The following is a 24,627-nucleotide window of genomic DNA, read 5'->3' on the forward strand; positions in this document are numbered from 1 at the left end:
GCTAAAAAGATATAGTGTCGATAAATAAAATAAGATACACAGCCAGAGTATTATTCCTATTGTATATAGGATATCTGGGCTGTGTATCTTATTTTGTACATAGCCACGTCTACAATGGAGTGGTGTATGTACATTCACATCCATACAAAAAACTGGCAAAAGGTGGCGACGATAACAGGCAACTGCCATTCGAAACTCATCATCATACCTCAGCCGGTTTCTTTACCTTCAATCAGGTATCCAATCTAGCTTCTTTTGAGGCTATATCTTCCCATATCGGGGATATATACATTCCCGAGATAATCTTTACATACAAGCAGGTAATACTAAAGGATGTAATTCCTCCTGTTCTGTATTCTGCCAACTATAGAGCACCCCCTTCGTTTCTATCCTGAGACGATATAAAGTCTAATTATGAGGAATTGATTTCCTCCTTATGATTGAAGTGTTCATGCTTCAATCTTTATTCAGTTAACTTATTCCCAAAAAAGTGTAATGCAAATTTCTTGGACGAGATTTGTGTTGCCAATACATCATACAAAATGGTGCATTACTGCATTGTTATTATACCATTACTATATATTTAATCAATATGAAAAAGATTATACTTTTATCATTCTATATACTATATGCTATAAGTTCTATAGCGCAATCGAAACCTTCATCAATCAAAGGGCATGTCCTCGATGGGCAAACTGAAGAGCACCTTCCGGGTGTAACTGTTTATATCGATAAAACCAAGCATGCTGCCGTAACAGACGAAACAGGGCATTTCTCTATCGATAAATTGCCCGCAGGGACATATATTCTGGTAACTCAGTATATCGGATATGCTCCCATAAGGCAAGAGGTAACTATAGGGCAGGGTGTTACCCGAAATGTAACCATGTACATAGAACCTGAGAATCAGCAACTCGGCGAAATTGCAGTAACTGCATCTTTGAGGGCGCTCAATCGGAAGGTTTCGCCTGTGGTGGTGAACGAGCTTACAACAAAAACATTTGAGGCTACAAACTCTGTATCGCTCTCGCAAGGCTTGAATTATATGCCGGGCTTGCGTGTAGAAACCAATTGCCAGAATTGCGGTACACAAGAAGTCCGCATCAATGGCTTGGAGGGTCAGTACTCGCAAATGCTTATTGACGGACAAGCCGTATTTACATCCCTATCTAAAATGTATGGATTAGAACAGATGCCGACTAATATGATAGAACAAGTCGAAGTAATCAGAGGTGGTGGCTCTGTTCTATATGGCGCAAATGCAATTGGTGGAGTTATTAATGTGATAACAAAAGAGCCGGAGAAGAATTCTTATCAGGCAAAATACAATATGTCTTTGATAGATGGAAAATCGGCGGATAATATTCTATCTCTCAATTCTTCATTTGTAGACAGGACGAAGACTTCGGGTATTTCATTATTTGCTAATATGCGCCATCGTAATGCATGGGATGCCAATGATGATGGTTTCTCCGAAATTGGAAAAAATAAGGCGACATCTATTGGTTTCCGCAGTTTTACAAAGCCTACTTTAAATGATAAGCTCACGCTCGAATATCACTATATCTCCGAGTACAGAAGAGGAGGAGATAATCTCAATCGCCCACCCCATGAAGCGGAGATAGCCGAGACTACAGATTATAGTATACATGCCGGGAGCGTAGGGTATATACATTCGAGTGACGATAACAAACGTAAGTTGACGGTGAATGGCTCTATTCAAAAAACAGGTAGAGATAGTTACTATGGCGGCGGTCGTGATCTGAATGGGTACGGTAATACATCCGAACTGGCAGCTACAGGTACTGTTCGCTACGAGGTGAATACCGATAAACTGCTGTTTATGCCTGCTAAATTTACTGTAGGTTTTACACAAGAGTATACAAACCTTCATGATACGATTCATAGCCGGAATATAAAGCAAATAGTCAATGTAACTAGCCTCTATGCGCAGAATGAGTGGCGTGACGACAAGCTGACTTTCATTGTAGGAATAAGAGGTGACAAGCATAATAAGCTGAGTAATGTAAATATCATTCCCCGGTCAAGCATCAGATACAGAGTGGGGGAGAAAGTGAATTTACGTGCGGCATATTCGATGGGCTACAGGGCTCCCGAAATAATTGCTTCTGATCTGGACGTACCTGTTATCGGAGGAAAGGCAACAATTACTGTTCTTGGTGAAAACCTGAAACGTGAATATTCGAATGCTATCAATGGAGGATTTGATTATACTTTGTTTAATAATAAGTTTTATTCCTATTTTCTTGTCGAAGGATTTTACAATAAGATAAACAGGGTGTTTATAGTAGAAGAAACAGGAACCGACGCTATGGGTAATATTATAATGACCCGCAAGAATGGAGATGGTGCATACGTATACGGGTTGAATCTGGAAACAACAATACAGCCTATCGACTGGCTTGAGCTGCAAGGTGGATTTACTTGGCAGAGAAGCCGCTATACAGAGCCTGTAAGCTGGTCGTCAGAGTCGTATGTAGAACCTGTGAAGAAGATGCTCCGATCACCTGATACGTACGGATTCTTTTCGGCAACCGCTACGCCTAAGAAAAGCTATGCCGTTTCCTTGTCGGGTGTGTATACAGGCTCTATGTTGGCTCCCCACTTTGCCGGTGCAGAGGGTGTTGATAAAGATGTGACTGTAAAAACACGCAGCTTTGTGGATATGACCGTGAAGTTGTCTTATTTTTTCAATCTGAATGCTACTAACAAAGTGGAGATTAATGGCGGGATACAGAACATGTTCAACCAGATACAGAAAGATTACGACAAAGGCCCTAACCGGGATTCTGAATACATTTACGGACCATCATTGCCTCGTACATTCTTTATCGGTCTTAAAATAAGTTCTATATAAATATAAAGGTGTCTCAAGAATGCCGCAAGACTCTTGGGGCACCTTCTTCAAATTTCCTTTTATTCTCCACTTTTCAATTTTTTATTTAACAAGATAAAAGAAAATATAAATTGATATTTTTAAACCACCGATGATGATTCGATTAGATTAAAAATCCTTAATCTCAAACTCGGTTTTACCGCATTTGTGTCATATTCTAAGATTTTGATACTATCTTTGTGAAGCTGAGAGGGACTCTTAACTATAAAAAAATAAAACCTTATAGTTTTTCCCTGTTGACAGACAGGGTGTTCCACTAATATATAGTTAATGGTATATATCATTATAAAAGGATTATTTATTGGTTTTTTATCTTCTGCTCCTATGGGACCTGTTGGTATGCTGTGTATTCAGCGTACTCTGAATGAAGGAAAGAAGCAAGGGTTGATAACCGGACTCGGAGCCGCTGTGGGTGATATGCTGATAGCATTGCTTGCTATTATTGCAGCTTTAGGTCTAGGGTTCAGCACCGAATTTATTCAACAACACGAAGGCCCTCTTAAGATTGTGGGTAGTGTCGTCCTCATTGCTTTCGGGTATGTAGTTTTTAATAAAAACCCGTCGAAAAGCCTTACTAAACTAAAAGAAAATGCCATGTCTTTCTGGAAGGTCTTTGCATCTTCGCTAGGACTTACCGTTTCCAATATCGCTACGTTATTTCTTTATATAGCCCTGTTTGCTCGCTTCAATGTGATTGATGCGGATAAGCCTTTCGGATACGATCTTCTTACCATATCTTTTATTGGTATCGGAGCTATGCTGTGGTGGTTGCTGGTTACTTACTTTGTTAATAAACTGCGATCCCGCTTCAATCCCAGAGGGCTTCAGATATTTAATAAGATCATAGGGGTACTATTGGTAGGTCTCGGTGTAGCCGGTATTATTACAGGTACACTGATGGGAATAGATATCTTCTAGCTTAATCCCGTTTCAATCTTTTAATTTGATCCTTATCCCATAATAGCGAGACATTAGCTCCTCTGAATATGGGTCTTCTCCGTGTATGTACGAACTTCCGTTGTATCGTGTAAATTCACAATAATCTAAACCTTTTTCTTTCGCTTGTTTTATAGCAACTTCCCGTTGTGCTACTATCTTGCTGTATGAATTAATTTCTTTCCAGCCCAGATAAAAGGTAAATAAAAAGGCTATCAGTGATACTGATACTACGATAAGTCTTATTTGCCTCAAAAATACGTTTTTATAATCCAGGTTATAAAAGCAGATGCCTATGGCAATAATAAGGAACGTGACAACGCCGAAAAGTGCTCTGCGGGGGAATGTAGGTGAAGCCAGCATGGCATATACTGCTGCAATAGCAGCTACTGCATATATAAGCACAAGCTTCATTTTGTCTTTTTTATCTCCTCTCGAGAAACGACTGAAAGTGATAATGGAAATGAGAGTAATAAGAAAAAGAGGTCCGCTATAATAAAAGAATGTAAGCGTCCACATAAATAGGCGGTAACTTAAGTTGTATAGGCTGAATGATGTAGATTCTCCCGCTCTTACGAAGTTTCCCGGAGCAGCTATCATGATGATAAAGCCTATAATAGCTCCGGCAAATCCAGCAATAGCCCAAACAGGAATAGACCACTTGTGTGAACGGTAATATATGAAAAAGCCTATAACAATCACTAACATTGCAGCCGCTGTGTTTTCGTTTGTCCATCCGGCTAGTATTCCCAGTGTGAAAATACACATAGAGTAAAAAGCTTGTAGTATAGGCGTTGATACTCTTCCTATGTACAGCCTGAAGGGCAAAAGGAATAGTAAAATCAGCCATGTTCCCCAAAGGTAGTTGGCAGAGCCCGTTAGCCAAAAGATGGTATCGCCAATTACGGGTTGTGAAAACCATACTCCAAGATTGACGGTTAAGAATAAGAAAATACTATTTTTTGTTCTTCCTTTGATGTGCAGGTAGATTAAGAAGATATAGCTTAAATAAACTAGTGTATTTAGTAGATCTGCTACATCGGTAGGGAGCATTAGCAGTATTTGTGCGATAAAATGAACAACGGAGCGTCCTCCCCACATGTAGTAATGGTTGACTTGAGAATGTATAATGTCCTTGATCGAAGTGATACGACCTTCTTCTCCGTAGATAAAGAGATATGCAAAGTCATCGGATATAATAGGAGTCAATCTGTTTAGTGAATATAGAGCTGTGAAACAGATTAGTATCACAACTATCCAACACGCCCTTATCTTTGTTTTGGTGTTGCTGATAGAATATAAGAGTCTCTCCGTCTTGCTATATATTTTTCGAAAAAGAGATACTCCATGGTCGAAACTGTTGTTCTGGGCGTACATGAAGTTATTGTAAGTTTGCTACAAAAATACAATAAAAAACAAAAGCAGCAAGATAAATTGTCTTGCTGCTTTGTTATTATTATTGAAAAATGCTTTATCCGCATTTCGATGCACCACAGTTTGTACATTTCATACAACCTTCTTGATATACCAATGTTTCTAATCCACAGACAGGACATTTTTGACCTTTGGCTTCTGTTTCGTTCGGTAGGTATTTCTTCAGTGCACGTTCAACACCATTCTTCCATGTGTTGATTGTTTCGCTATTGAGTTCAAGTCCCTGAACAAGTTTTACAACCTGATCGATAGGCATTCCGTAACGCAACACTCCTGATATTAGTTTGGCGTAGTTCCAGAACTCCGGGTTGAACTTGCCGTTCAGTCCTTCGATTGTTGTTTTATAACCTCTCTTATTCTTAAACTGGAAGTCGTATGAACGTTGACCTTCGTCATTCATTGTTTTGATAATCACACCTTGATTGATGTTCTTCGGAAGCACAAGGCCTTCATCGTCGTCCGACAATCCGGTAAAGATCTCGTAAGGGCGTCCGTCTAATAAGCCGATGAAAGCAATCCATTTTTCCTTGTTGTTTTGGAATTTGATGACATCCGCAGCCAGTTCGCGAGGGCGTTCCATTACTATCTGAGGGCGTTCGTAGCAGTCTCCGCAGTCTTCTTCTTCCTTTTTGCTGTCGTTGGCAATAAGAACTCCGGCGCGCGATCCGTCACGGTATACAGTACATCCTTTACATCCGCTTTTCCAAGCTTCTATATAAAGTTGGTTCACGAGGTCTTCCGAAACATCAGATGGCAGGTTGATGGTTACGCTGATAGAGTGGTCTACCCACTTTTGGATGCGTCCCTGCATTTTTACTTTCTGTAGCCAGTCTACATCGTTTGAAGTAGCCTTGTAGTAAGGCGATTCGGCAACCATCTTGTCTATTTCTTCATTTGTATATCGTTTGGCAGCAGGATATCCTTTACTTTCCATCCATGTTACAAACTTATGGTGGAATACGACATATTCTTCCCAAGAGTCTCCGTTTTCGTCAACAAAGTCTACACGGACTTCTTTGTCGTTTGGATTCACTTTGCGGCGACGTTTGTATACCGGGAGGAATACCGGCTCGATACCTGATGTCGACTGTGTCATCAAGCTTGTTGTTCCTGTAGGTGCTACTGTAAGACATGCTATGTTGCGACGTCCGTATTTTTCCATGTCTTTGTATAGTTTCGGATCAACTTCAGCCAAACGATTGATGAAAGGATTGTTTCTTTCACGTTCGATGTCGAATATTTCGAATGCTCCACGTTCCTTCGCCAGTTCCACAGAAGCACGGTATGCAGCAATAGCCAGTGTGCGGTGTACTTCTTCGGCAAAAGTTGTAGCCTCTTCTGTTCCGTAGCGCAAGCCCATAGCGGCAATCATGTCGCCCTCGGCTGTGATACCTACTCCTGTACGGCGGCCTTGTAGTGTTTTCTTACGGATTTTTTCCCATAGATGCCTTTCAGGCCATTTTACTTCTTCGTTTTCAGGGTCAATTTCTATCTTGTTCAGGATCTTATCTATCTTCTCGGTTTCAAGATCGATAATATCGTCCATGATTCGTTGTGCCAGTCCCACGTGTTTTTTGAATAGTTCGAAGTCGAAATATGCATCTTCTTTGAATGGATTCACTACGTATGAATATAAATTGATAGCCAATAGACGGCAGCTGTCATAAGGACAAAGAGGAATCTCGCCACATGGATTTGTGGATATAGTCTTGAATCCAAGGTCTGCATAGCAGTCCGGCACAGATTCTCTGATGATGGTATCCCAAAACAATACTCCCGGTTCGGCCGATTTCCATGCATTGTGAACTATCTTTTTCCACAGGTCGGTAGCGTTAGTGTCTCTTACTGTAGTCGGGGTGTTCGAGTCTATCGGGTATTGCTGTGTATACGGTGTTCCGTCTACTACTGCTTGCATAAAGGCATCGTCTATTCTCACCGAAACATTGGCGCCCGTAACCTTCCCTTCTATCATTTTTGCATCAATGAACGATTCCGAGTCAGGGTGCTTGATAGATACGCTAAGCATAAGGGCTCCACGACGTCCATCTTGAGCGACTTCACGTGTAGAGTTGGAATATCTTTCCATAAAAGGGACAAGTCCGGTAGATGTAAGAGCTGAGTTCTTTACCGGAGATCCTTTAGGACGTATGTGTGATAAATCGTGTCCAACACCTCCACGGCGTTTCATTAGTTGTACTTGTTCTTCGTCGACGCGGATAATAGCCCCGTACGAATCCGATGATCCATCCATGCCGATAACAAAACAGTTCGACAATGATGCTATTTGATAGTCATTGCCTATTCCTGTCATTGGGCTTCCTTGTGGCACAATATATTTAAATTGGTCAAACAAGTCGTATAGCTCTTGGGTAGTGAGTCCATTTTTATATTTTGATTCTATACGGCCTATTTCGTTCGCCAATCTCCAATGCATATCTTCGGGCGATTGTTCGTAGATATTGCCTGTCGCATCTTTTAGGGCATATTTGTTAACCCATACTTTAGCGGCTAGCTCATCACCGTTAAAGTAATCAAGTGCGGCTTTATACGCCTCGTCAAAAGTGTAAACCTTCTGTGCCATTTGTTTATGTTTTTTATATAAATTATTTTGTCTGTTTCTCTTGATTTTTTTTTGTTAATGCAATATTACAGATTATGTGATGATGAAACAAATTTTGTAATATATATTTATTAACAAAGTAAAAAGTTTTCCGTTTTAAAATTTAATTATCTGAAAATTAGATGTGTAAAAATTATATATTGGAGAAAAGTTTTCCATTTTGTTTTTCACTGTATAGTAAATAGAACAAGATGTGGAAGATAATGTTTAAGAAAAAAGCAAAAAAAATAATCAGAAAGATCTTTTTAACCTTTCCGATTATTTGTAAAATATGTTATTTTCTGATAAGTTACTCTGCTGCTATTAGTTCCGGATCAATCATGATACGACCACAATATTCGCAAACGATAATTTTCTTGCCGATTTTGATATCCATTTGTTTTTGTGGTGGAATTTTGTTGAAGCAACCCCCGCAAGCACCACGCTCTATACATACAACAGCCAAACCGTTGCGTGCACTTTTGCGAATTCTCTTGAAGGCTTGTAATAAACGAGGTTCTACTTCGGCCTCGATATCTTTCACTTCGTCGCGAAGTTGTTCTTCTTGTTGTTTTGTTTCAGATACAATGCCATCCAGTTCTTCTTTCTTTTGAGCAAGGTCGGCAGCACGTTCGCTAAGAAAAGCTTTACTCTTTTCTATTTGCTCAGCAAGGCTTTTAGAATCCTGGCTAAATTCGCGGATACGTTTTTCTGAAAGTTCAATTTCCAATGTTTCGAACTCTATCTCTTTGCTGAGGTGATCAAACTCACGATTGTTGCGAACATTATCAAGCTGTTCTTTATATTTTGCAATTTTGAGCTCGCTGTCTTTTGCTTTTTGCTTTTGATGCGAAATTGCAGTATCAGCTTCTTTTAATTCAGCCTCGTGTTTTTTGATACGAGTTTCCAATCCGATGATTTCATCTTCAAGGTCGGCTACTTCAAGAGGAAGTTCTCCACGTAGGATTTTGATATTATCTATTTCAGATAGTTTCAGCTGTAGATGATAAAGCGTATGTAGCTTTTCTTCTACCGTTACTTCTTTTTCTGTAGATTTTTTTGCCATAAGATATTTTTGTTTATTGAATTTCTATCATAAAAAAATGCAGTAATCGAATAGTTTCAACTATCTTCTTACTACATCATCCGTAATAAGCGGGAGTAGGTCACCGCCTGATTACAAATATTTTACAGGATTTACGTCAAACCCTGACATATATACTGCAAAGGTAGGATATTTTTTTGAAATAATATCGAAAAAAATATTCTTTGTGAAAATTTCAGACTCGTAATGTCCTATCACTGCAAGCAATATTTTGTCTTCTACGTCATAGAAGTCGTTATACTTAGCCTCTCCCGTGATGAAAATATCAGCACTGTAAGAAACTGCTTTCGGAATAAGAAATGCCCCGCTGCCGCTGCATATAGCCACGTCGCGTATAGGTGTGCCACGCAAAGGCGAGTGCTGCAGCATATTGAGGTGGAATGTGTCTTTGAGCAAGTATAAGAAATCTTCTTCGTCCATCTCTTCGGGCAGCGTACCCACGATACCGCTTCCGGCTTTACTCCACTCGTTTTGTAAAGCGTAGAAATCGTATGCGGGTTCTTCGTAGGGATGTACGGAGATGAGTGCGCGCAAAACTTCCGACCGCTTGTATACAGGCAATACCATTTCGATGCGTGTCTCGGGTTCGGTGTGCAATTCACCTATTTCGCCACAGTAGGGCTTGGCTTCATCACCTGCTCTGAATGTTCCTTCTCCTGTAATATTGTAGCTGCACGAGTCGTAGTTGCCTATCGATCCGGCTCCTGCATTGAACAATGTATTGCGCAAAAGCTCGGCATGTGAATGTGGAACAATGGTTACAAGCTTAAGTAGTTTGTCCTTTTGCGGATCAAGAATCCTTACATGTTGCAGGTTGAGCATATCAGCCAAATACTGATTAATTCCTTCCGAAGCATTATCCAGATTGGTATGGGCTGCATATACAACGATGTCGTGCTTGCATGCCTTTATCATGCAGCGTTCGATATAATTTTTGCCTGTGAGAGATTTGAAGCTGCGGAACGCCAGAGGATGGTGCGATATGATCAGATTGCAGCCTAAGGCTATCGCTTCGTCCATTACGGCCTCGGTGACGTCTATACAAACAATTGCGCCTTTGGCTTCCTGATGTATATCTCCTATTTGCACTCCACTATTATCAAATCCTTCCTGCAAAGGAATAGGGGCAATCTGTTCTATGACATGCAGAATATCTTTAATCTTCATCGCTCGCTGTATTTGTATAAACATTAGGTTATAACAAAGATATAATAGAAAATGAAATATTACATCATTTATATAGGTCAGGAGAAATAAAAAAGCAACTCTCCCTTATAGAAGGAAGAATTGCTTTTTATTTATCTAAATAATATTGAGATTAATCGAACATTTTTCTGAAATGAGTGAATATTTTCTCTTTTACCGATTTGCTAGGCTGAAAGTTAGGAGAGTTTTCCAATCCTGTGAGGGTCTCTTTCTCGCTGTCGCTCAGGTTTTCGGGAATATAGACACTGATGTTTATCAACAAGTCTCCCGTGCCGTATCTGTTGATGCTTGGCAGACCTTTATTTTTGAGTCGCAAAACCTTACCCGGTTGTGTTCCCGGTTCTATCGTTACCTTTACCTTTCCGTCTATAGTAGGTACAACGACATTACCACCTAGTGCGGCTGTAGAAACACTTAACAGTAGGTTGTAAACTATATCATTGTCGTCTCTGAACAGCTCAGGATGCGGTTCTTCTTCTACCAAGATAAGCAAGTCGCCATTTATACCACCATGACGGGCTGCATTTCCCTTACCACTCATCGATAGTTGCATGCCTTCTGCTACTCCGGCAGGAATGTTGATGGTTATCACTTCTTCTTCGCGGGTGATACCTTCTCCGGCACAGTGAGCACATTTTTTTGTAATGGTCTTTCCTTCACCGTTACATGTCGGGCAAGTAGACTGTGTCTGCATTTGCCCCAAAATGGTGTTCATCACACGAGTAACAACACCCGAGCCTTTACAGGTCGAACAAGTTTCGTAGGCTGTGCCTTTGTCTGCTCCTGTACCTTTACAGTGCGTACAAGAAACAAATTTGTTTACTTTTATTTTTTTCTCTACACCCGATGCGATATCTTTCAGAGATAATTTGACTTTTACACGAAGGTCTGAACCTCTGTTTGTTCTAGGGCCACGTTGCCCGCCAAATCCGCCAAATCCTCCTCCAAAGTGCCCGCCGAATATATCGCCAAACTGAGAGAATATGTCATCCATCGAGAATCCTCCTGCACCGCCAAATCCGCCCGGAGCTTCGTGTCCGTATCTGTCATATTTGGCACGTTTCTGCTCGTCGCTCAGTATTTCGTAGGCTTCGGCAGCTTCCTTAAATTTTTCTTCTGCCTCACTGTTTCCCGGGTTTTTGTCGGGGTGATACTGAATTGCTTTTTTGCGATATGCTTTTTTTATTTCCTCAGATGTTGCGGTCTTGGTTACCTCCAGCACTTCGTAGTAGTCTCTCTTTGTTGCCATCGAAATATTCTTGTTTTATTTTGCAACAATTACTTTAGGATATCTGATGATTTTATCATCGAGTGTATATCCTTTCTGTATACTGTCTATGATTTTGTCTTTGTCTTCTTCGCTCTGAGCCGGAATAGTAGTCACCGCCTCATGCTTATCGGTGTCGAATGCATGACCGATGGTTTCTATCTCTTTTACTCCGTGCTTGGTGAGGAAGTTTGAAAACTTGCTGTATATAAGATCTATACCTTCTTTTACAGCATCTATGTCTTCCGTTTTTGAGATGTTGTCTAATGCTCTCTCAAAGTCATCGACTACCGCTATGATGTCAAGCAACACTCTTTCGCTACCTGATTTAAGCAGCTCGGCTTTTTCTTTCAATGTACGTTTGCGATAGTTGTCGAATTCAGCATTAAGGCGCAGGTAAGAGTTATTGAGCTCATTGTATTTTGCTTCCCAATCGGTCACATTGTCACTTGCTTCGTCTCCTGCATTTTCTTCTGTCTGATTATTTGTCAGATTGTCTGTTTCTACAAATTCATCTCTTTCAAGATCTTTATCAGAAATATCCTCTTTCATATTTTATATTTATTTTATTTTCAGCTAATAACAAAGATATTGTCAATAAATTAACAAGCGTAATTTATTGTATCCAAATTGATGTTGATAAGTATATAGCAAAAGGCTTGCCAAAATTCTGATGGAGTCTCAATTCTCAAATAAAATATAGATTGTACTGCAAAGGAATATATAGAGTATCTTTGTTGTGCTGAACGGATTGATATATCCTTAAATTGTCAAGTTTTATTTTTTTGAGATATATAAAAAGTAAATGCAACGAAAAAGACTCGTATTGCATCATAATATTATAGGAGATGAACTTGCTTATTTCTATTCAGAAAGTGTTGCTAAAATAAAAAGATCTAGTTTGAAAAAATAATATATTGCTAATAAATAACCCCAAAGTGTATAGACGATGAAACATAAAATGCTACTAATACTATTGTTCGTTGGTTTTGCTTTTACATCTTGTGATAAAGGCGATTTTGAATATGAAGATAAATTCAAGGATAGTCAGGAAGTTTGGAATCGTTTTAAGAAACAAACCAATAATACATACGAATATACAACAACCGGAGCTACATGGGTTGGTTATTCGTGGCAAACGACTATCACTGTTTATAATGGCAAGGTAAATCAGCGAAGCTTTAAATATACCGGCTATCCGAGTGAAGTAAGTCCTAATCTTGAATTGGAGTGGACTGAAACAGGATTGCAACTAGGTAGTCATAAAGATACGCCTGCATCGGATGTTTTAACTCTTGATGAAGTTTATCAAAGGGCGGAACAAGACTGGTTGAAAAAAAGGAAAGGCACAGAAACTTACTTTGAAACAAAAAATGATGGAATGATTTCCTTGTGTGGTTATAATGAGAAGGGTTGCCAAGATGATTGTTTTACAGGGATAAGTATCAGAAGTATTATCGGAGGTATTATTGATTAAAAGTATATTTTTGACATTCGTGTAACATTTAAAAAATATTAGCGTATAACATAATGTGTGAACATTCTTGTTTTTGTAGTGTTTTAGAGTATAATTTATAAAAAGATATTCCTTTTTCACATATAAGTATCTTTGTACACAGAAGCGTGTTTGTATGTTGTTGTTTTCTGAACAGAACGGAGTCTTGCTTGTAGACTGTTAAGCCTTAGGCGCTTCATTCTGTTCGGAGACAACTAAATTCCTCTCCTTAGCAAGCCGTAAGAGAATCCTTCGTATAATATCCCTTTTTCTATAAAAAGACTTCGTACTCAACGAAAGTGAAAAAATACAAACAATTCTTATCTTTTTATTGTTGTTGTTAGAAACAAGTAGCTGGATGAATCAGTATTTTTTATCTTTGCATTGTTTACAAACTGGAAAGGAATTATAAACAATTACGCAAATGGAACTTTCGTCTTTACTATCTCCTATCAATATAACATTAGCAACTTTGTTGGTCGCTTCTTTTTTCTTCATGCGGGGAAAGGTTCGCTCAGACCTTGTGGCTGTATGTGCTTTGCTCATATTGGCATTAACCGGAGTGTTGACTCCTACCGAAGCATTAGCCGGTTTTTCCAATTCGGTTGTAATTATGATGATTGGTCTCTTTGTTGTAGGAGCAGGTATTTTCCGCACAGGTTTGGCAAAGATGATTAGTAGTAAAATACTTCAGACTGCAGGACAGAATGAGAATAAACTCTTTATTCTGGTAATGTTGGTTACGGCCTCTATCGGGGCTTTTGTGAGTAATACGGGCACTGTGGCCGTGATGATGCCTATTATTGTGAGTATGGCTGCGAGTGCCAATATAAGTCCACGTCGTTACCTTATGCCTTTGGCTTTTGCCAGTAGTATGGGTATGTTTACGTTGATTAGTACACCTCCCAATCTTGTGATTCAGAATGCGCTTGTCGATGCCGGATATGAGGCCTTATCGTTTTTCTCGTTTGCGCCTATCGGTTTCATTGCGTTGGGTATTGGTGTTGTCGTTCTCTTCTTCTTGAGCAAGCTGCTTGTTTCAAAGAGTGATTCATCATCGGGCAAGAAGAAAGAAGGAAAATCTTTGGTTGAATTGGCTCAGGAATACCAACTGCAACAACAATCGTACAAGGTAGAGGTAAAGTCTGATTCGCCTTTGTTGAACAAAACGCTTGCCGAACTAAAGATTGCTTCAACCTACGATATCAGTATCAGTAAAATTATACGCAAGAATGGTAATTCGAGATTCAGAAAAAAGTTTGTAGAGGAGGTTGCAGGCCCCAAATCGGTAATATTGAAAGATGATGTATTATATTGCCTCGGAGATATAGAAAATATAGAAAGATTTGTTTCTGATAATGATCTCCATTTGGAGAAAAAAACCGATGAAACTCCATTCGCAGGATTTCAGGAGTCGGGTATTGCAGAGATATTTATTATGCCTAATTCCAGATTGATAAATCGTACGATTTCTGAAATTAGTTTCAGGGAAGAGTACAACGTAAATGTGTTGGGTATTCAGCGTCAGAATGAATATAAGATGCGGGACATTAAAGATACTAAGCTGCATTCGGGGGATGCTCTTCTGATACAGGGTACTTGGAAAGATTTAGCAAACTTAGACAATAGGCAGGATGATCTGGTGCTTGTAGGTCAACCACTGAAAGAGGCAGCTAAAGTAACATTGGATCAGAATGCTCCTATTGCAGCCGGTATAATGATATTGATGGTATTGGCAATGGTGTTAGAGATTCTACCTTCGGTGATTGCTATTATGTTAGCTGCTGTGCTGATGGTGGTAACGGGCTGTCTTCGTAATATGGAAGAAGCGTATAATAGCATAAACTGGGAAAGTGTAGTACTGATTGGTGCAATGTTGCCGATGGCTACTGCTTTTCAGAATACAGGAGTAGACACTCTTATCTCAGGTTCTTTGGTTAATCATTTGGGAGATATGGGTCCTTATGCGTTGCTTGCGGGGATTTACTTTTGTACGTCTTTGCTCACTATGTTTATAAGTAATACTGCCACAGCGGTGCTGTTTACGCCTATAGCCTTAAAGGCTGCTGAGGGGATGGGCATAAGTCCTTATCCGTTCTTGTTTGCCGTAGCAGTTGCGGCCAGTATGTGTTTTGCTTCTCCGTTTTCTACACCGCCCAATGCATTGGTGATGACTGCAGGACGTTATACCTTTATGGATTATATGAAGGTCGGCTTACCTTTGCAAGTGATTATGGGAATAATTATGATACTGGCTCTTCCTTTATTGTTTCCTTTCTAAAAGGGTTTAATTGATTTTATCTTCAAGCAGCTTCACTATCTGCTCGAGGTAGAGAGCGTCCGTTTTGTCGAAATGATTCAGGTATTCACTATCTACATCTAAAACAGCGATTACGTCGTTATGGTTGAATAGAGGCACTACAATTTCGGACAGCGAAGCGGCATCACAAGCTATATGTCCGGGGAATTCGTTAACATTCTCTACTATAACTGTTCGCTTTTCTTTCCATGCTGTGCCGCAAACGCCTTTACCGTATTTGATACGGGTGCAGGCTATTGTTCCTTGGAACGGGCCGAGCACGAGCTCTTCTCTTTTTACTATATAGAATCCTACCCAGAAAAATCCAAACGTCATTTTCAAGGCAGCAGATATATTTGCCATATTGGCAATAGTGTCTGTCTCCCCTTCAAGCAAGCCTTTTAGCTGAGGTAGGAGAGTGAGGTATTTTTCTTCTTTGGAAGAAGTGGATATGTGGAGAGAGTGTGACATGATTAGTATGAAAAAAAAATAATATTAAGAGTTTCCTTTAATCAAGTTTATAATTTTTTCTGACAATGACATTGCTGCGCCTATTGCAGTATCCATATTATAATATTCCCATTCTGCAAAACGTCCTAGCAAAAAGAATTGTTGCGATTCTAATTTTCTTTTAAAAGAATCAATTACTTTTCTTGTGTCTACAGATTGAATAGGATAAGTGTATTCTGTATACCTGTGTGTTATATATTGAGGTGAAAAAGGGAGCAATTTTAAATTATCTACAATTTTATTCTTATCTACATGATCAGTAAATTCAACAGTAGCTGTAGTTATCCCCTGGCTATTATTTGTTGCTGAAAAATTTCCAGTGCATATTATTCTGTGAGCATCACAGTTTTTATTTGGCAGATATATCCAACTATAAGGATTTGGGTCAATTTTGCATAAAACAGAAGTTGTACCATGAAACTCCAAATCACTGATAGCGTTAAAAATATTCTTTAAGTTCAATTGAGTATCTATTTTCGTTTTCAGATCTTTGATATTACCCGTATAAATAACAAAATCAAACTTCTCATTATCAATAATCCAGCTTCTTGTATCTGCTATATATCTAATAGAAGAAATAGGAGTATTATATTTTATATTTAGCTCTTTTGATAATCTGTCAGCTATGAATTGAGATCCATTGATCTTGGGATAAAAAAAACTACTATGAACCATTTCTTTTTCTTCTTTCCTAAAAATATTGTTTAATAAGATCTCTTCAACAGTAGGCATTGGTAGTTTACCTTCCAACCAAGATAGGGGTATTTTATTTAAGTCCTGTTTCCATATTTTTTCATTATATGGTTTGAAATATAGTTCATATAATGTTTTTCCAAATCGTTTTAATAAAAACTCTTCAAAATTTTCAAAAGTTTCGCTGGGTATTTTGCTAATGGATAATAAATCTTTAAGAATATTTTTGACTTGATCTTCAGATAATTGGTAAATATTATTCTCTATAGGGTATTTTACGAAATTCAGTAAATTGATAACAGTATTTCTTATAGTTGAAGTAAAATCCTGCTCTTTATTAAAAAAAGACCAAAACCAATCTAATACTTTTTTATTTTTTGAATTAAATACGTGTCCACCTACTATGTGATACAAATTATCCTCAACTCTAATACATTTAATTAGACCTCCAGATTGACTATCCTTTTCAAAAATAGTTATATCCGCATGTTCACTTAGGAGCTGAGCTGCAGATAATCCTGATATTCCAGCTCCGATAATCGCTATCTTGTCCATTCTTTAATTGTAATTTTTTAGTATGTTTTTAAGTAAGTTAACTCGGCAGGATGTATAATGTTTTTCCAAATAGGATTCATATTTGTCTGCATCAATAGGATGATTTAGAGCATAATCCATCTCCCTTTTAAACATTTCATAAGAATTAATATGAGGAGAAAATTCTGAAATATGGAAAAAATCTGTATCAGGGTTATCCTTATATCGTGCTAATACATGACATCCTGCAGCAAGAAATTCTAAAAATTTAGGCGTAACCTGATTAAAACCTTTAGTCCGGGATTCACCTCCATCAATTCCTGGTGTAGAATAAAGGCTTACGCGACTTTGGCGTAATAAAGAGATATAACTTTTTCTATCTTTAAATTCGCCTAAGATCTCTCCTTTATTTGTGCAATAGGTGAATTTCCCATCTTCTAGCTTTTCATATACATAGACAAAATTGGGATTCTCTTTAATATATTGATCCAGATATTCTTTCAAAATAGGATTCTGTCTTCCGGCCAATAATAAGTCATATTTTTTATCAGATAGCATATCTTTTTTAAATTGATAAAAATCTGGTAATGAGAGAGGAAAATGATAATATTTAAGAGGAACCTCACGTTCATCCAAAAACTTCATTACCTCTGCACTTGATATAAGCACAAAAGGATTATTTTTATAAGCGTTGATAAATCCTGTTAAATCGCTTTCTGATATATGGAAGTCAACAATCACAGGCAATATATTTTCACGATTGTAAGTATCTGAGCTGTTTCTTGCAGATATTTCAAAGCGCAGCATATTAGAATATTTTTTATTAATCAATGGAATAGATCCATTATATGGTACTCTTCGAATGATAGAATTAAACATACCATATAGTTTAGATTCATAAAATAACGGAATGTTGAATGTATTGGAAATAATATCTTCCCATTCATAAATCAGATGGAAGCTTGGCCAAGCTTTATATTTCCGAGTAGTAATTATCTTAGATAACATCATATTAGTTAGTAATTATAATTTCAGGGAGTATTTATCAATCAAATATTTTGTTTGTTGAATATGATTACGTGAAGAAGATCCGAACAGAATAGATTCAATACGAGGGAAACGGCACACGTATTTTATGGCTTCTTCGGGCTTTAATGCGCCCGGAGCTAACACTTGCATTGCCATCGGACGAAATTCTTTTTCCTCCAGATATTTTTCTTCTTTGGAAGAAGAGTATATGTGGAGGTGTTCAGCCATTATTGTTGCATTTTGAGTGACTTGATAAAATTTCCAGAAAATATTTTTCATGGTCATCAATCAGCTTTTCCCAAGAATATTCTTCTCTAATACATTCTAAGTTATTATTGATGAATATATTTTTGTATTGGTTCAAATTGCTATCAATATTATTTACTATTGTGGTGATATCCTCTTTATTCGCAAAGTATAATGCATTATTATTCAATACGGCTTTGTTAAATATGTTATCATTCGCTATAATAAAGCAGCTAGAGGCCATTGCTTCTAGTAAAGAAGGATTGGTCCCTCCCACACTATGACCGTGAAAATATGCTGTAGAAAAATAGCGAACTGAATTTATCTTTTTAAAATCGTATATTCCTCCAACAAAACGAACTGATTTATAGCCTTTATATTTTTCAATTAATTCTTTTCCGTGGGGAGTATTTGTTTTGCCTACAACAATTAACGTTCTGTCTACATGATTAGATTCTATATATCCCTGTATAATCATTTCTATATTATTTTCTGGTTCCATTCGAGCTATTAGCAAGAAATAGTTATCAGGGCTTAAGCCGTATTCATGGAGATGCTCTTTGTTATAGTCTTCATGTATATCAGCTCCATAAGCAAGAAACTTACTATCTTTATTGTATTTCTCTTTATAATAATCTTTAATGCCGAGATTGTCTGCAATAAGATAGTGGCTGTGCTTTACAGCCATACGTTCTTCCCAAAACAGGAATTTCTGAACTTTTTTACTGAATTTTGTTCGTTTATACTCCAGTCCATCCATATTGGTAACAACTATCGGGTATTTAATATCTTTTATATTATACCAAATATATGCGGGTATGATGCTTGTATATCCGGCATCATAGATTATATCAAATTTTTCTTTCTTTAAAGCATCCTTTAATGAGCTAAAGTCATAGAAGAAACTACCTACAGAACCGCCCATCCACAATTCAGGACTATATATATGCTTTATACGTACTCCTTTATATGTTGATTCTTTATATGGATGAAAGCGAGGAGAATATACTACGACCTCATGTCCTCGTTGTACTAATCCAACCGAAATGTATTCGGCGAATTGTTCGAATCCTCCGTAATTGTTAGGGATTCCACGGGTGGAGATGAATGCTATTTTCATTGAATATAAATTAAATACTAAGTTTTTTATTCCTTTGTACAATATATTTTGAAACTATAATTGTAATAATTACTCCCAGTATTAAACTAATAATAACATATAGACTATATGGAATAAAATTTATATATGTAAAATTATTATACACTACTCGTAAAGGTTCTTATTAAATTAATTCATTAGAGAACTTGAGTTCCTTGCTATGGTTCTTTCATCAAAAAAACTATCTTCGGTAACCATTTTATACCTGTTTTTTATTAATGATGATGTCGTAAAAAGTCCCTTTTTTCTTTAACAGTTCTTCCTCGAATTTATAGCTAAGTTTATGGAAACAGGTCATGTGTTTAATAGCTTCAAATTTATCTTCATCAAAGGGTTCAAATAGATCTAGTTGAAGAATATGTGGGATGGAATTACAAAATTTAGTAATTTTTTGTTCTTCCTCTGGATATTTTTCACAGATTATCCCGACAAACATATGAAAAATATAATAATCGGATACAGAATTATTTTTTATCCAATACTCATGTAGGAGTTCTTTTAGAATTAGAATAATCTTATTATTAGTTGAGGATGAGATAAACCAATTGGATATATTAAGGCAATGACCATCTCTACCGGGTTTTAATAGTTGATAAAAAAATAAATTGGAGTTGAGAATATAATTTGGAATATTAGAACCGGTGCAAAGGACAGTAGAATCTATCCACGTTCCTCCATAACGAATTAATAGTTCTACACGTATTAGGTCTGAGAAATGGGCATTTGATATAATCCCTTTTTCCCATTTATCCATAATAAATAGGGGGAGGGTTATGTATTCTTGTATATTATTAGATGTAAGTAATATAATTTCTTTGTCTTTTAAATATTTATGTAGTGAAGCATGACATTTTTGCACAACTAAGGGTGCATTCTCCATTCCTTGCAACCAGCACACCCATACTTTATTAGATTGTTCCTTCGGAAGAGAATCATAATCAATTTTATCGCACCTATCCAACACATATTGGTATTTTTTCTTTAGCTTTGCTTGTGTTTTATACTGGACAGAAAGCCTTAAAATCTCCAACCCTTTTTTAGAAAATCCTAACAATAAAGCCTCAATAATGGCAAAACCAAGTACACCTGTTTTCCAGTATTGTTTGATTAAGCTTTTCCCTCCGGCTTTTTTAAATATTTTACTCAATTTTTCCATTCACAGCTCTCATTTCTTTTCATAAAGATAATATACTTTTTATATCAAAAACTGATATTTCTTATTAGATTACTAAAAGTAAAATTCTCTATCTCGGTTACTACTGCCAGCTCCAAGTCTGAAAAACTTCATTTTTCCTTCTGACGGCTTTATCGCTACAATATCAACAAGCATTTGCTTATTGTAGTCAAAGGGGGTCGTGATAGCTCCTTGCGGCTTTTGGGATTCAGATATAGTCCCATATCCCTGTGTTATTATATAGTTTACTCCATTGTCTTTTACTTGGGTGTCAAAATGAGAATCACCACATAAATAACCAACTAACTTACCCTTGGCTTTAGTAAAATCCCATGATAAGTTTATATTTTCAGATATGTCTGCTACACCATTTTTTTTCGACGCATATGACTCTAGAATCTTCATAAACGTTTTATGATTAATCTTCTGACTTGTTGAATTATTCCAGTAGCCGATTGGATGCGGACACCAGTGGCCAAGAAAGACCACACACCAATCATTATTCGGAATTGTTGATAGATTATCAATCACATATTGGAGTTGTTTTTTTCTAATACAATAAGAGATACTATCAGAGGTATTAAGAAAGAAAATTCTAGTTTTTTTATTATCAATGTCATAATATCCAAATGCCCCATTTGAATAGATATTTACCTTATACTTACTTTTATTTAGAGAGGGAACTTGTAAGGAATTAGAAAAAGCTACATTAGAAATAAAATCTTCATGATTTCCTTTACAAAATATCGTCAATTTATTATACTTTTCATGTATTGTAGAAATTTCTTTAAGTAGAGTATTTGTCTTATCCACATCTATACCAAAATCGCCAAGATGAGCAATGAAATCATAGCCGAAAAGGCTATCTGTTTGCATTACATAAGAAATATGTTTATACTTATCATTTCCACCTGAGTGTAAATCCGTTATTATTGGAAAAATAATAACATCATCATTTCTACGCCAGTCTTTAAATCTCTGTAGAGTTTTGTTAGCTTCACCGTAAAGCCCGGTTGATGTTCTGATGTCAATATCATCTTCTTTATTACATGAAAGGAATAGTATAGAGATGACAAACGCAATAAATAAATAAATTCTTTTCATATATATATTTGTTCAATCTTATCTATACTATTTATTCCAAATCGTTGTGGCATTCCTGTTTCGACATAATCTTTCCCTAAATTAGCGGATAAATCGATATATTCTTTCTTATATAATCGTTGCATCCATTGAATAGATGAATCGATTGTTGGTGTTTTTAGACCGTAAATTAAAGCAAGTCCTTTTATTATGCATAGTCCATAAGAAAAATCTTCTAGAAAATAGCGGGAAGATAGATCTGGAATATATGCAGAACCTTTATTTATCATAGGGCTCTTTATCCCTTCGAACGCTTTGATTGATCTTATTTTTTTTGTTAAAGATTCTGCATCAACAGATTCGTAATGAGTTAATAATGGAATAACTTTATTGTCGTTGTGGCTTAATGTTTTATATACTTTTTGTAATTCCTCATCACATTGTATTAATATCTCAGAAGAATAATTATCCCAATCTTCATAAAATCCCGGATTGGTAGAATATGTTTTTCCCTCAAAGTAATCTCTAAATAGAGCATATAGTCTTGAGGTATGTAGGATTGGATTAGACGGAGTCAAAGTTATATTATAATACGCTCCTACAGATTGTACAGGGATATTGAATAATTTACTAAGATCGTCAATGACACATTGTTGACCTTTAGCAGGCAAAGACGAAATATATAGTTGTTTTTTCCATCCTGTTACGCAAACAGATCTACCATATTCCTTTAATCTGCATATTGCAGGAACTCTTTGTAATCCTACCAACATACATTCTTTTTGTAATAAAAAGTGAGTGTGAAACTCTACTCCGCCTGTACCCGGCACAACGACTATCTTTGTGCCAGCAGTCAGATAATCCTTCATTTGTTGAAGCTTATCGAATAGAAGATCAGAAGGATATGTTAGGAAAACATAATCAGCTCCTTGTAAGGACTCTTGCAAGTCATCATTTACAGAAATGTGATTTGAATAGTAAGTCTTTCTATTCTCAATATCGTCTATTTTTATAATATTGGATATCTTATTTTTATTCGGAGTATATAATGATACCTTATTTGCTTTTTGGAGCGAGAGATATGCTGCTATAAATGTTCCTATATTACCGGCTCCGAAGACTGTTAATTTCATGATTCTAGAATATGTAATTTTTCAATCAATAAATCATTATCAGCAGTATTTCTAACAGCGATACGTACATATTCTTTGTTCTCAAATCCATGCTTGCCAGAACAGTCTTTTATTAATATATTGTGCTTTAATAATTCTCGAGTTAATTGTACTGCTGTTTTATTAGATATCACTTCACACAAAAAATAATTGGCTTGCGAAGGTATTACTCGAAGAAAAGTAATCTTAGACAACTGTTCCTTGAATCGTTCACGTTCAGCAACAAAACTGCGACATGCTGTTTTGTAGTTTTGTTCATATTTGCCATATATCTGTAAATAAAATTCAGCAAAAGAATTAATATTCCAGATAGATACATCTTTTTTCAGAAATGTCATTATTTGGGAATCTGAAGATGCAATTATACCTAAACGTAAGCCCGGAACACCATATGATTTAGAAATACTTTTAATTACGATTAAGTTTTTATATTCTTCTAATATTTCGTTTTTTAATAAACTATTTTTTTCAAAATCGTCAGAAAAATCTACAAAGGATTCATCAATTATTACTCTGATACCTTTTTTTTGTGCCCACTTTAATATTCTCAGAATGTCCTCTTTGTAAATAAAATTACCTGATGGATTATCCGGATTGATAAGGATTAGAGAAGAAATATTTTTATCATTGTAATATTGGATTAGATCTTCAGCACCATAGTGAAAGTCTGGATTTGTTGTAGTATATCCAATGATTCTGTCATCACTATATCGGTTGGGATATTCTTCAAATGTAGGATAATTAATTCCAATTTTACCTTCGATCACATTCATCAAACTCTTTATTAGTTCGGCGGCTCCGTTTCCTACACAAATATATTCAGGTTTGATCCAAAAATATTTTGCAGCTAAGAGATTATTGATTGCTAATCCTGATGGGTATTCGACCAGTAGTCGTTCAAAGTTGGCTTTAATCTCTGAAAGAAGTTTACTATTCGGAAAATATGGATTTACCAAATAACAGAAATCGATAATGTGAGGATAACGCCAGTATCCTCCATATCGTTTCTGGAGCTTGGTTAATCGCGTATCTTCATCAGCAAAGATCGATTCGGCAATATCCAGATCCTGTATATCATCAATTTCATACCATGACAGATCTCTTATGTCCAATGCTTTAATGTCTGGTTGGTCAAGTAAGGCGATGACTTTTAATACCTGTTCATAGTATTCGTTATTCCCCAGAGCTTTACTATATGCCTCGAGGAATGGAACATATCGGGTATTAGAAAATTCTTTTGAAAATTTATAAATATTGACTGTCTTAAAATAAGAGGATATTTCTTCAAAAACAAATGACTCTTTTGTAATAAATTTTACAATGTTATGTTCATCATCAAGTGTGACAACTGTACCATCCATCCAACTTTCAAATTTAGCAACTAATGCTAAATTTGGATAAGGATGAGCCAGAATATTTTCAATTAGTTTATCTTCAAATATCAAGTCTGATTCAAATAAAAGTGTATCATCTTTCAATAAATAATCTTTTGCCAAATATAGAGAATAGATGTTGTTTGTCGTTTCATATACAGGATTTTCTATGTATTTGATATCATATTTGTCGGGTAAACTGTCAATGTAAGCTTTTAATTCATTTCCATGATAACCTATCACCATAATAATTTTCTGAATACCATGTTTGGTTATCTGTTGCAGCATTCGTTCAATTAGAGTGATGCCATTAACTTTAACCATACATTTAGTGTTATCCTTAGTTAGGTCACCAAGTCGTTTACCCATTCCTGCTGCTAAAATTATTGCTTGCAT

General features: G+C 36.6%; 20 protein-coding genes. 5 read left to right on the forward strand and 15 right to left on the reverse strand.

Annotated features, from left to right (window positions below; all coding sequences use genetic code 11):
• Positions 1–14: 14 nt before the first annotated feature.
• The 3 genes from E4T88_RS07135 (at position 15) to E4T88_RS07145 (ending at position 3,835) form a co-directional block, all read left to right on the forward strand.
• Positions 15–395 carry a DUF8478 family putative metalloprotein gene (locus E4T88_RS07135; RefSeq protein ID WP_135104776.1) on the forward strand — a complete coding sequence of 127 codons (381 nt, stop codon included), beginning with the start codon at positions 15–17 and terminating at the stop codon, positions 393–395.
• 197 nt (positions 396–592) lie between these two features.
• Positions 593–2,878, forward strand: a complete 2,286-nt coding sequence (locus E4T88_RS07140; protein WP_135104777.1) for a TonB-dependent receptor — start codon at positions 593–595, stop codon at positions 2,876–2,878.
• 309 nt (positions 2,879–3,187) lie between these two features.
• Positions 3,188–3,835 (forward strand): LysE family translocator, encoded by a 648-nt coding sequence (locus E4T88_RS07145; RefSeq protein WP_135104778.1) that lies wholly within the window; start codon positions 3,188–3,190, stop codon positions 3,833–3,835.
• A 12-nt stretch (positions 3,836–3,847) separates the two neighbouring features.
• Here the strand turns inward: E4T88_RS07145 and E4T88_RS07150 are convergent, their stop codons facing one another.
• The 6 genes from E4T88_RS07150 to E4T88_RS07175 form a co-directional block, all read right to left on the reverse strand.
• Positions 3,848–5,230 carry a DUF3329 domain-containing protein gene (locus E4T88_RS07150; RefSeq protein WP_135104779.1) on the reverse strand — a complete coding sequence of 461 codons (1,383 nt, stop codon included), beginning with the start codon at positions 5,228–5,230 and terminating at the stop codon, positions 3,848–3,850.
• 94 nt (positions 5,231–5,324) lie between these two features.
• On the reverse strand, positions 5,325–7,868 hold the full coding sequence (locus E4T88_RS07155) for an adenosylcobalamin-dependent ribonucleoside-diphosphate reductase (RefSeq protein WP_135104780.1): 2,544 nt from the start codon (positions 7,866–7,868) through the stop codon (positions 5,325–5,327).
• Positions 7,869–8,196: 328 nt separating this feature from the next.
• Positions 8,197–8,952 carry a zinc ribbon domain-containing protein gene (locus E4T88_RS07160; protein ID WP_135104781.1) on the reverse strand — a complete coding sequence of 252 codons (756 nt, stop codon included), beginning with the start codon at positions 8,950–8,952 and terminating at the stop codon, positions 8,197–8,199.
• 111 nt (positions 8,953–9,063) lie between these two features.
• Positions 9,064–10,158: a Nif3-like dinuclear metal center hexameric protein gene (locus E4T88_RS07165; protein WP_135104782.1), complete on the reverse strand. Its 1,095-nt coding sequence runs from the start codon at positions 10,156–10,158 to the stop codon at positions 9,064–9,066.
• Between the two features lie 151 nt (positions 10,159–10,309).
• Complete coding sequence (gene dnaJ, locus E4T88_RS07170; protein WP_135104783.1) at positions 10,310–11,446, reverse strand: molecular chaperone DnaJ; 1,137 nt, start codon at positions 11,444–11,446, stop codon at positions 10,310–10,312.
• A 15-nt stretch (positions 11,447–11,461) separates the two neighbouring features.
• The gene (locus E4T88_RS07175) at positions 11,462–12,016 is read right to left on the reverse strand and encodes a nucleotide exchange factor GrpE (protein ID WP_135104784.1); all 555 of its coding nucleotides are present in this window, start codon (positions 12,014–12,016) and stop codon (positions 11,462–11,464) included.
• Positions 12,017–12,413: 397 nt separating this feature from the next.
• Here E4T88_RS07175 and E4T88_RS07180 point away from each other — a divergent pair, with 397 nt between their 5' ends.
• Both E4T88_RS07180 and E4T88_RS07185 read left to right on the forward strand, forming a co-directional pair.
• Positions 12,414–12,941, forward strand: coding sequence for a hypothetical protein (locus tag E4T88_RS07180; RefSeq protein ID WP_135104785.1), 528 nt, complete (start codon positions 12,414–12,416; stop codon positions 12,939–12,941).
• Between the two features lie 469 nt (positions 12,942–13,410).
• On the forward strand, positions 13,411–15,240 hold the full coding sequence (locus E4T88_RS07185) for an SLC13 family permease (protein WP_167755447.1): 1,830 nt from the start codon (positions 13,411–13,413) through the stop codon (positions 15,238–15,240).
• Between the two features lie 6 nt (positions 15,241–15,246).
• Here E4T88_RS07185 and E4T88_RS07190 read toward each other — a convergent pair whose 3' ends face one another.
• The 9 genes from E4T88_RS07190 to E4T88_RS07230 form a co-directional block, all read right to left on the reverse strand.
• On the reverse strand, positions 15,247–15,729 hold the full coding sequence (locus E4T88_RS07190; RefSeq protein WP_135104787.1) for a GAF domain-containing protein: 483 nt from the start codon (positions 15,727–15,729) through the stop codon (positions 15,247–15,249).
• 24 nt (positions 15,730–15,753) lie between these two features.
• Positions 15,754–17,016 (reverse strand): protoporphyrinogen/coproporphyrinogen oxidase, encoded by a 1,263-nt coding sequence (locus tag E4T88_RS07195; RefSeq protein WP_135104788.1) that lies wholly within the window; start codon positions 17,014–17,016, stop codon positions 15,754–15,756.
• Positions 17,017–17,019: 3 nt separating this feature from the next.
• Entirely contained in the window at positions 17,020–18,006 is a 987-nt protein-coding gene (locus tag E4T88_RS07200; RefSeq protein ID WP_135104789.1) for a glycosyltransferase family 1 protein, read from the reverse strand.
• 12 nt (positions 18,007–18,018) lie between these two features.
• The gene (locus E4T88_RS07205) at positions 18,019–18,252 is read right to left on the reverse strand and encodes a hypothetical protein (protein ID WP_135104790.1); all 234 of its coding nucleotides are present in this window, start codon (positions 18,250–18,252) and stop codon (positions 18,019–18,021) included.
• On the reverse strand, positions 18,245–19,390 hold the full coding sequence (locus E4T88_RS07210; protein WP_135104791.1) for a DUF1972 domain-containing protein: 1,146 nt from the start codon (positions 19,388–19,390) through the stop codon (positions 18,245–18,247). Before E4T88_RS07210 ends, E4T88_RS07205 begins: the two co-directional genes overlap by 8 nt.
• 238 nt (positions 19,391–19,628) lie before the next feature.
• A complete protein-coding gene (locus tag E4T88_RS07215; protein WP_135104792.1) occupies positions 19,629–20,585 on the reverse strand; it encodes a capsular polysaccharide synthesis protein in 957 nt (318 codons plus the stop codon).
• Positions 20,586–20,657: 72 nt separating this feature from the next.
• Positions 20,658–21,707 (reverse strand): metallophosphoesterase family protein, encoded by a 1,050-nt coding sequence (locus E4T88_RS07220; protein WP_135104793.1) that lies wholly within the window; start codon positions 21,705–21,707, stop codon positions 20,658–20,660.
• On the reverse strand, positions 21,704–22,819 hold the full coding sequence (locus E4T88_RS07225) for an NAD/NADP octopine/nopaline dehydrogenase family protein (protein ID WP_135104794.1): 1,116 nt from the start codon (positions 22,817–22,819) through the stop codon (positions 21,704–21,706). Before E4T88_RS07225 ends, E4T88_RS07220 begins: the two co-directional genes overlap by 4 nt.
• Positions 22,816–24,627 (reverse strand): aminotransferase class I/II-fold pyridoxal phosphate-dependent enzyme, encoded by a 1,812-nt coding sequence (locus E4T88_RS07230; protein ID WP_135104795.1) that lies wholly within the window; start codon positions 24,625–24,627, stop codon positions 22,816–22,818. Before E4T88_RS07230 ends, E4T88_RS07225 begins: the two co-directional genes overlap by 4 nt.

The organism is Dysgonomonas mossii, assembly GCF_004569505.1.
Lineage (GTDB): Bacteria > Bacteroidota > Bacteroidia > Bacteroidales > Dysgonomonadaceae > Dysgonomonas.

Bases quoted from the DNA above. Each gene is read 5' to 3' on its own strand.
- E4T88_RS07140 (WP_135104777.1), top strand. From the start codon at position 593: ATGAAAAAGATTATACTTTTATCATTCTATATACTATATGCTATAAGT.
- E4T88_RS07145 (WP_135104778.1), top strand. From the start codon at position 3,188: ATGGTATATATCATTATAAAAGGATTATTTATTGGTTTTTTATCTTCT.
- E4T88_RS07150 (WP_135104779.1), bottom strand. From the start codon at position 5,230: ATGTACGCCCAGAACAACAGTTTCGACCATGGAGTATCTCTTTTTCGA.
- E4T88_RS07155 (WP_135104780.1), bottom strand. From the start codon at position 7,868: ATGGCACAGAAGGTTTACACTTTTGACGAGGCGTATAAAGCCGCACTT.
- E4T88_RS07160 (WP_135104781.1), bottom strand. From the start codon at position 8,952: ATGGCAAAAAAATCTACAGAAAAAGAAGTAACGGTAGAAGAAAAGCTA.
- E4T88_RS07165 (WP_135104782.1), bottom strand. From the start codon at position 10,158: ATGAAGATTAAAGATATTCTGCATGTCATAGAACAGATTGCCCCTATT.
- dnaJ (WP_135104783.1), bottom strand. From the start codon at position 11,446: ATGGCAACAAAGAGAGACTACTACGAAGTGCTGGAGGTAACCAAGACC.
- E4T88_RS07175 (WP_135104784.1), bottom strand. From the start codon at position 12,016: ATGAAAGAGGATATTTCTGATAAAGATCTTGAAAGAGATGAATTTGTA.
- E4T88_RS07180 (WP_135104785.1), top strand. From the start codon at position 12,414: ATGAAACATAAAATGCTACTAATACTATTGTTCGTTGGTTTTGCTTTT.
- E4T88_RS07190 (WP_135104787.1), bottom strand. From the start codon at position 15,729: ATGTCACACTCTCTCCACATATCCACTTCTTCCAAAGAAGAAAAATAC.
- E4T88_RS07195 (WP_135104788.1), bottom strand. From the start codon at position 17,016: ATGGACAAGATAGCGATTATCGGAGCTGGAATATCAGGATTATCTGCA.
- E4T88_RS07200 (WP_135104789.1), bottom strand. From the start codon at position 18,006: ATGATGTTATCTAAGATAATTACTACTCGGAAATATAAAGCTTGGCCA.
- E4T88_RS07205 (WP_135104790.1), bottom strand. From the start codon at position 18,252: ATGGCTGAACACCTCCACATATACTCTTCTTCCAAAGAAGAAAAATAT.
- E4T88_RS07210 (WP_135104791.1), bottom strand. From the start codon at position 19,390: ATGAAAATAGCATTCATCTCCACCCGTGGAATCCCTAACAATTACGGA.
- E4T88_RS07215 (WP_135104792.1), bottom strand. From the start codon at position 20,585: ATGGAAAAATTGAGTAAAATATTTAAAAAAGCCGGAGGGAAAAGCTTA.
- E4T88_RS07220 (WP_135104793.1), bottom strand. From the start codon at position 21,707: ATGAAAAGAATTTATTTATTTATTGCGTTTGTCATCTCTATACTATTC.
- E4T88_RS07225 (WP_135104794.1), bottom strand. From the start codon at position 22,819: ATGAAATTAACAGTCTTCGGAGCCGGTAATATAGGAACATTTATAGCA.
- E4T88_RS07230 (WP_135104795.1), bottom strand. From the start codon at position 24,627: ATGCAAGCAATAATTTTAGCAGCAGGAATGGGTAAACGACTTGGTGAC.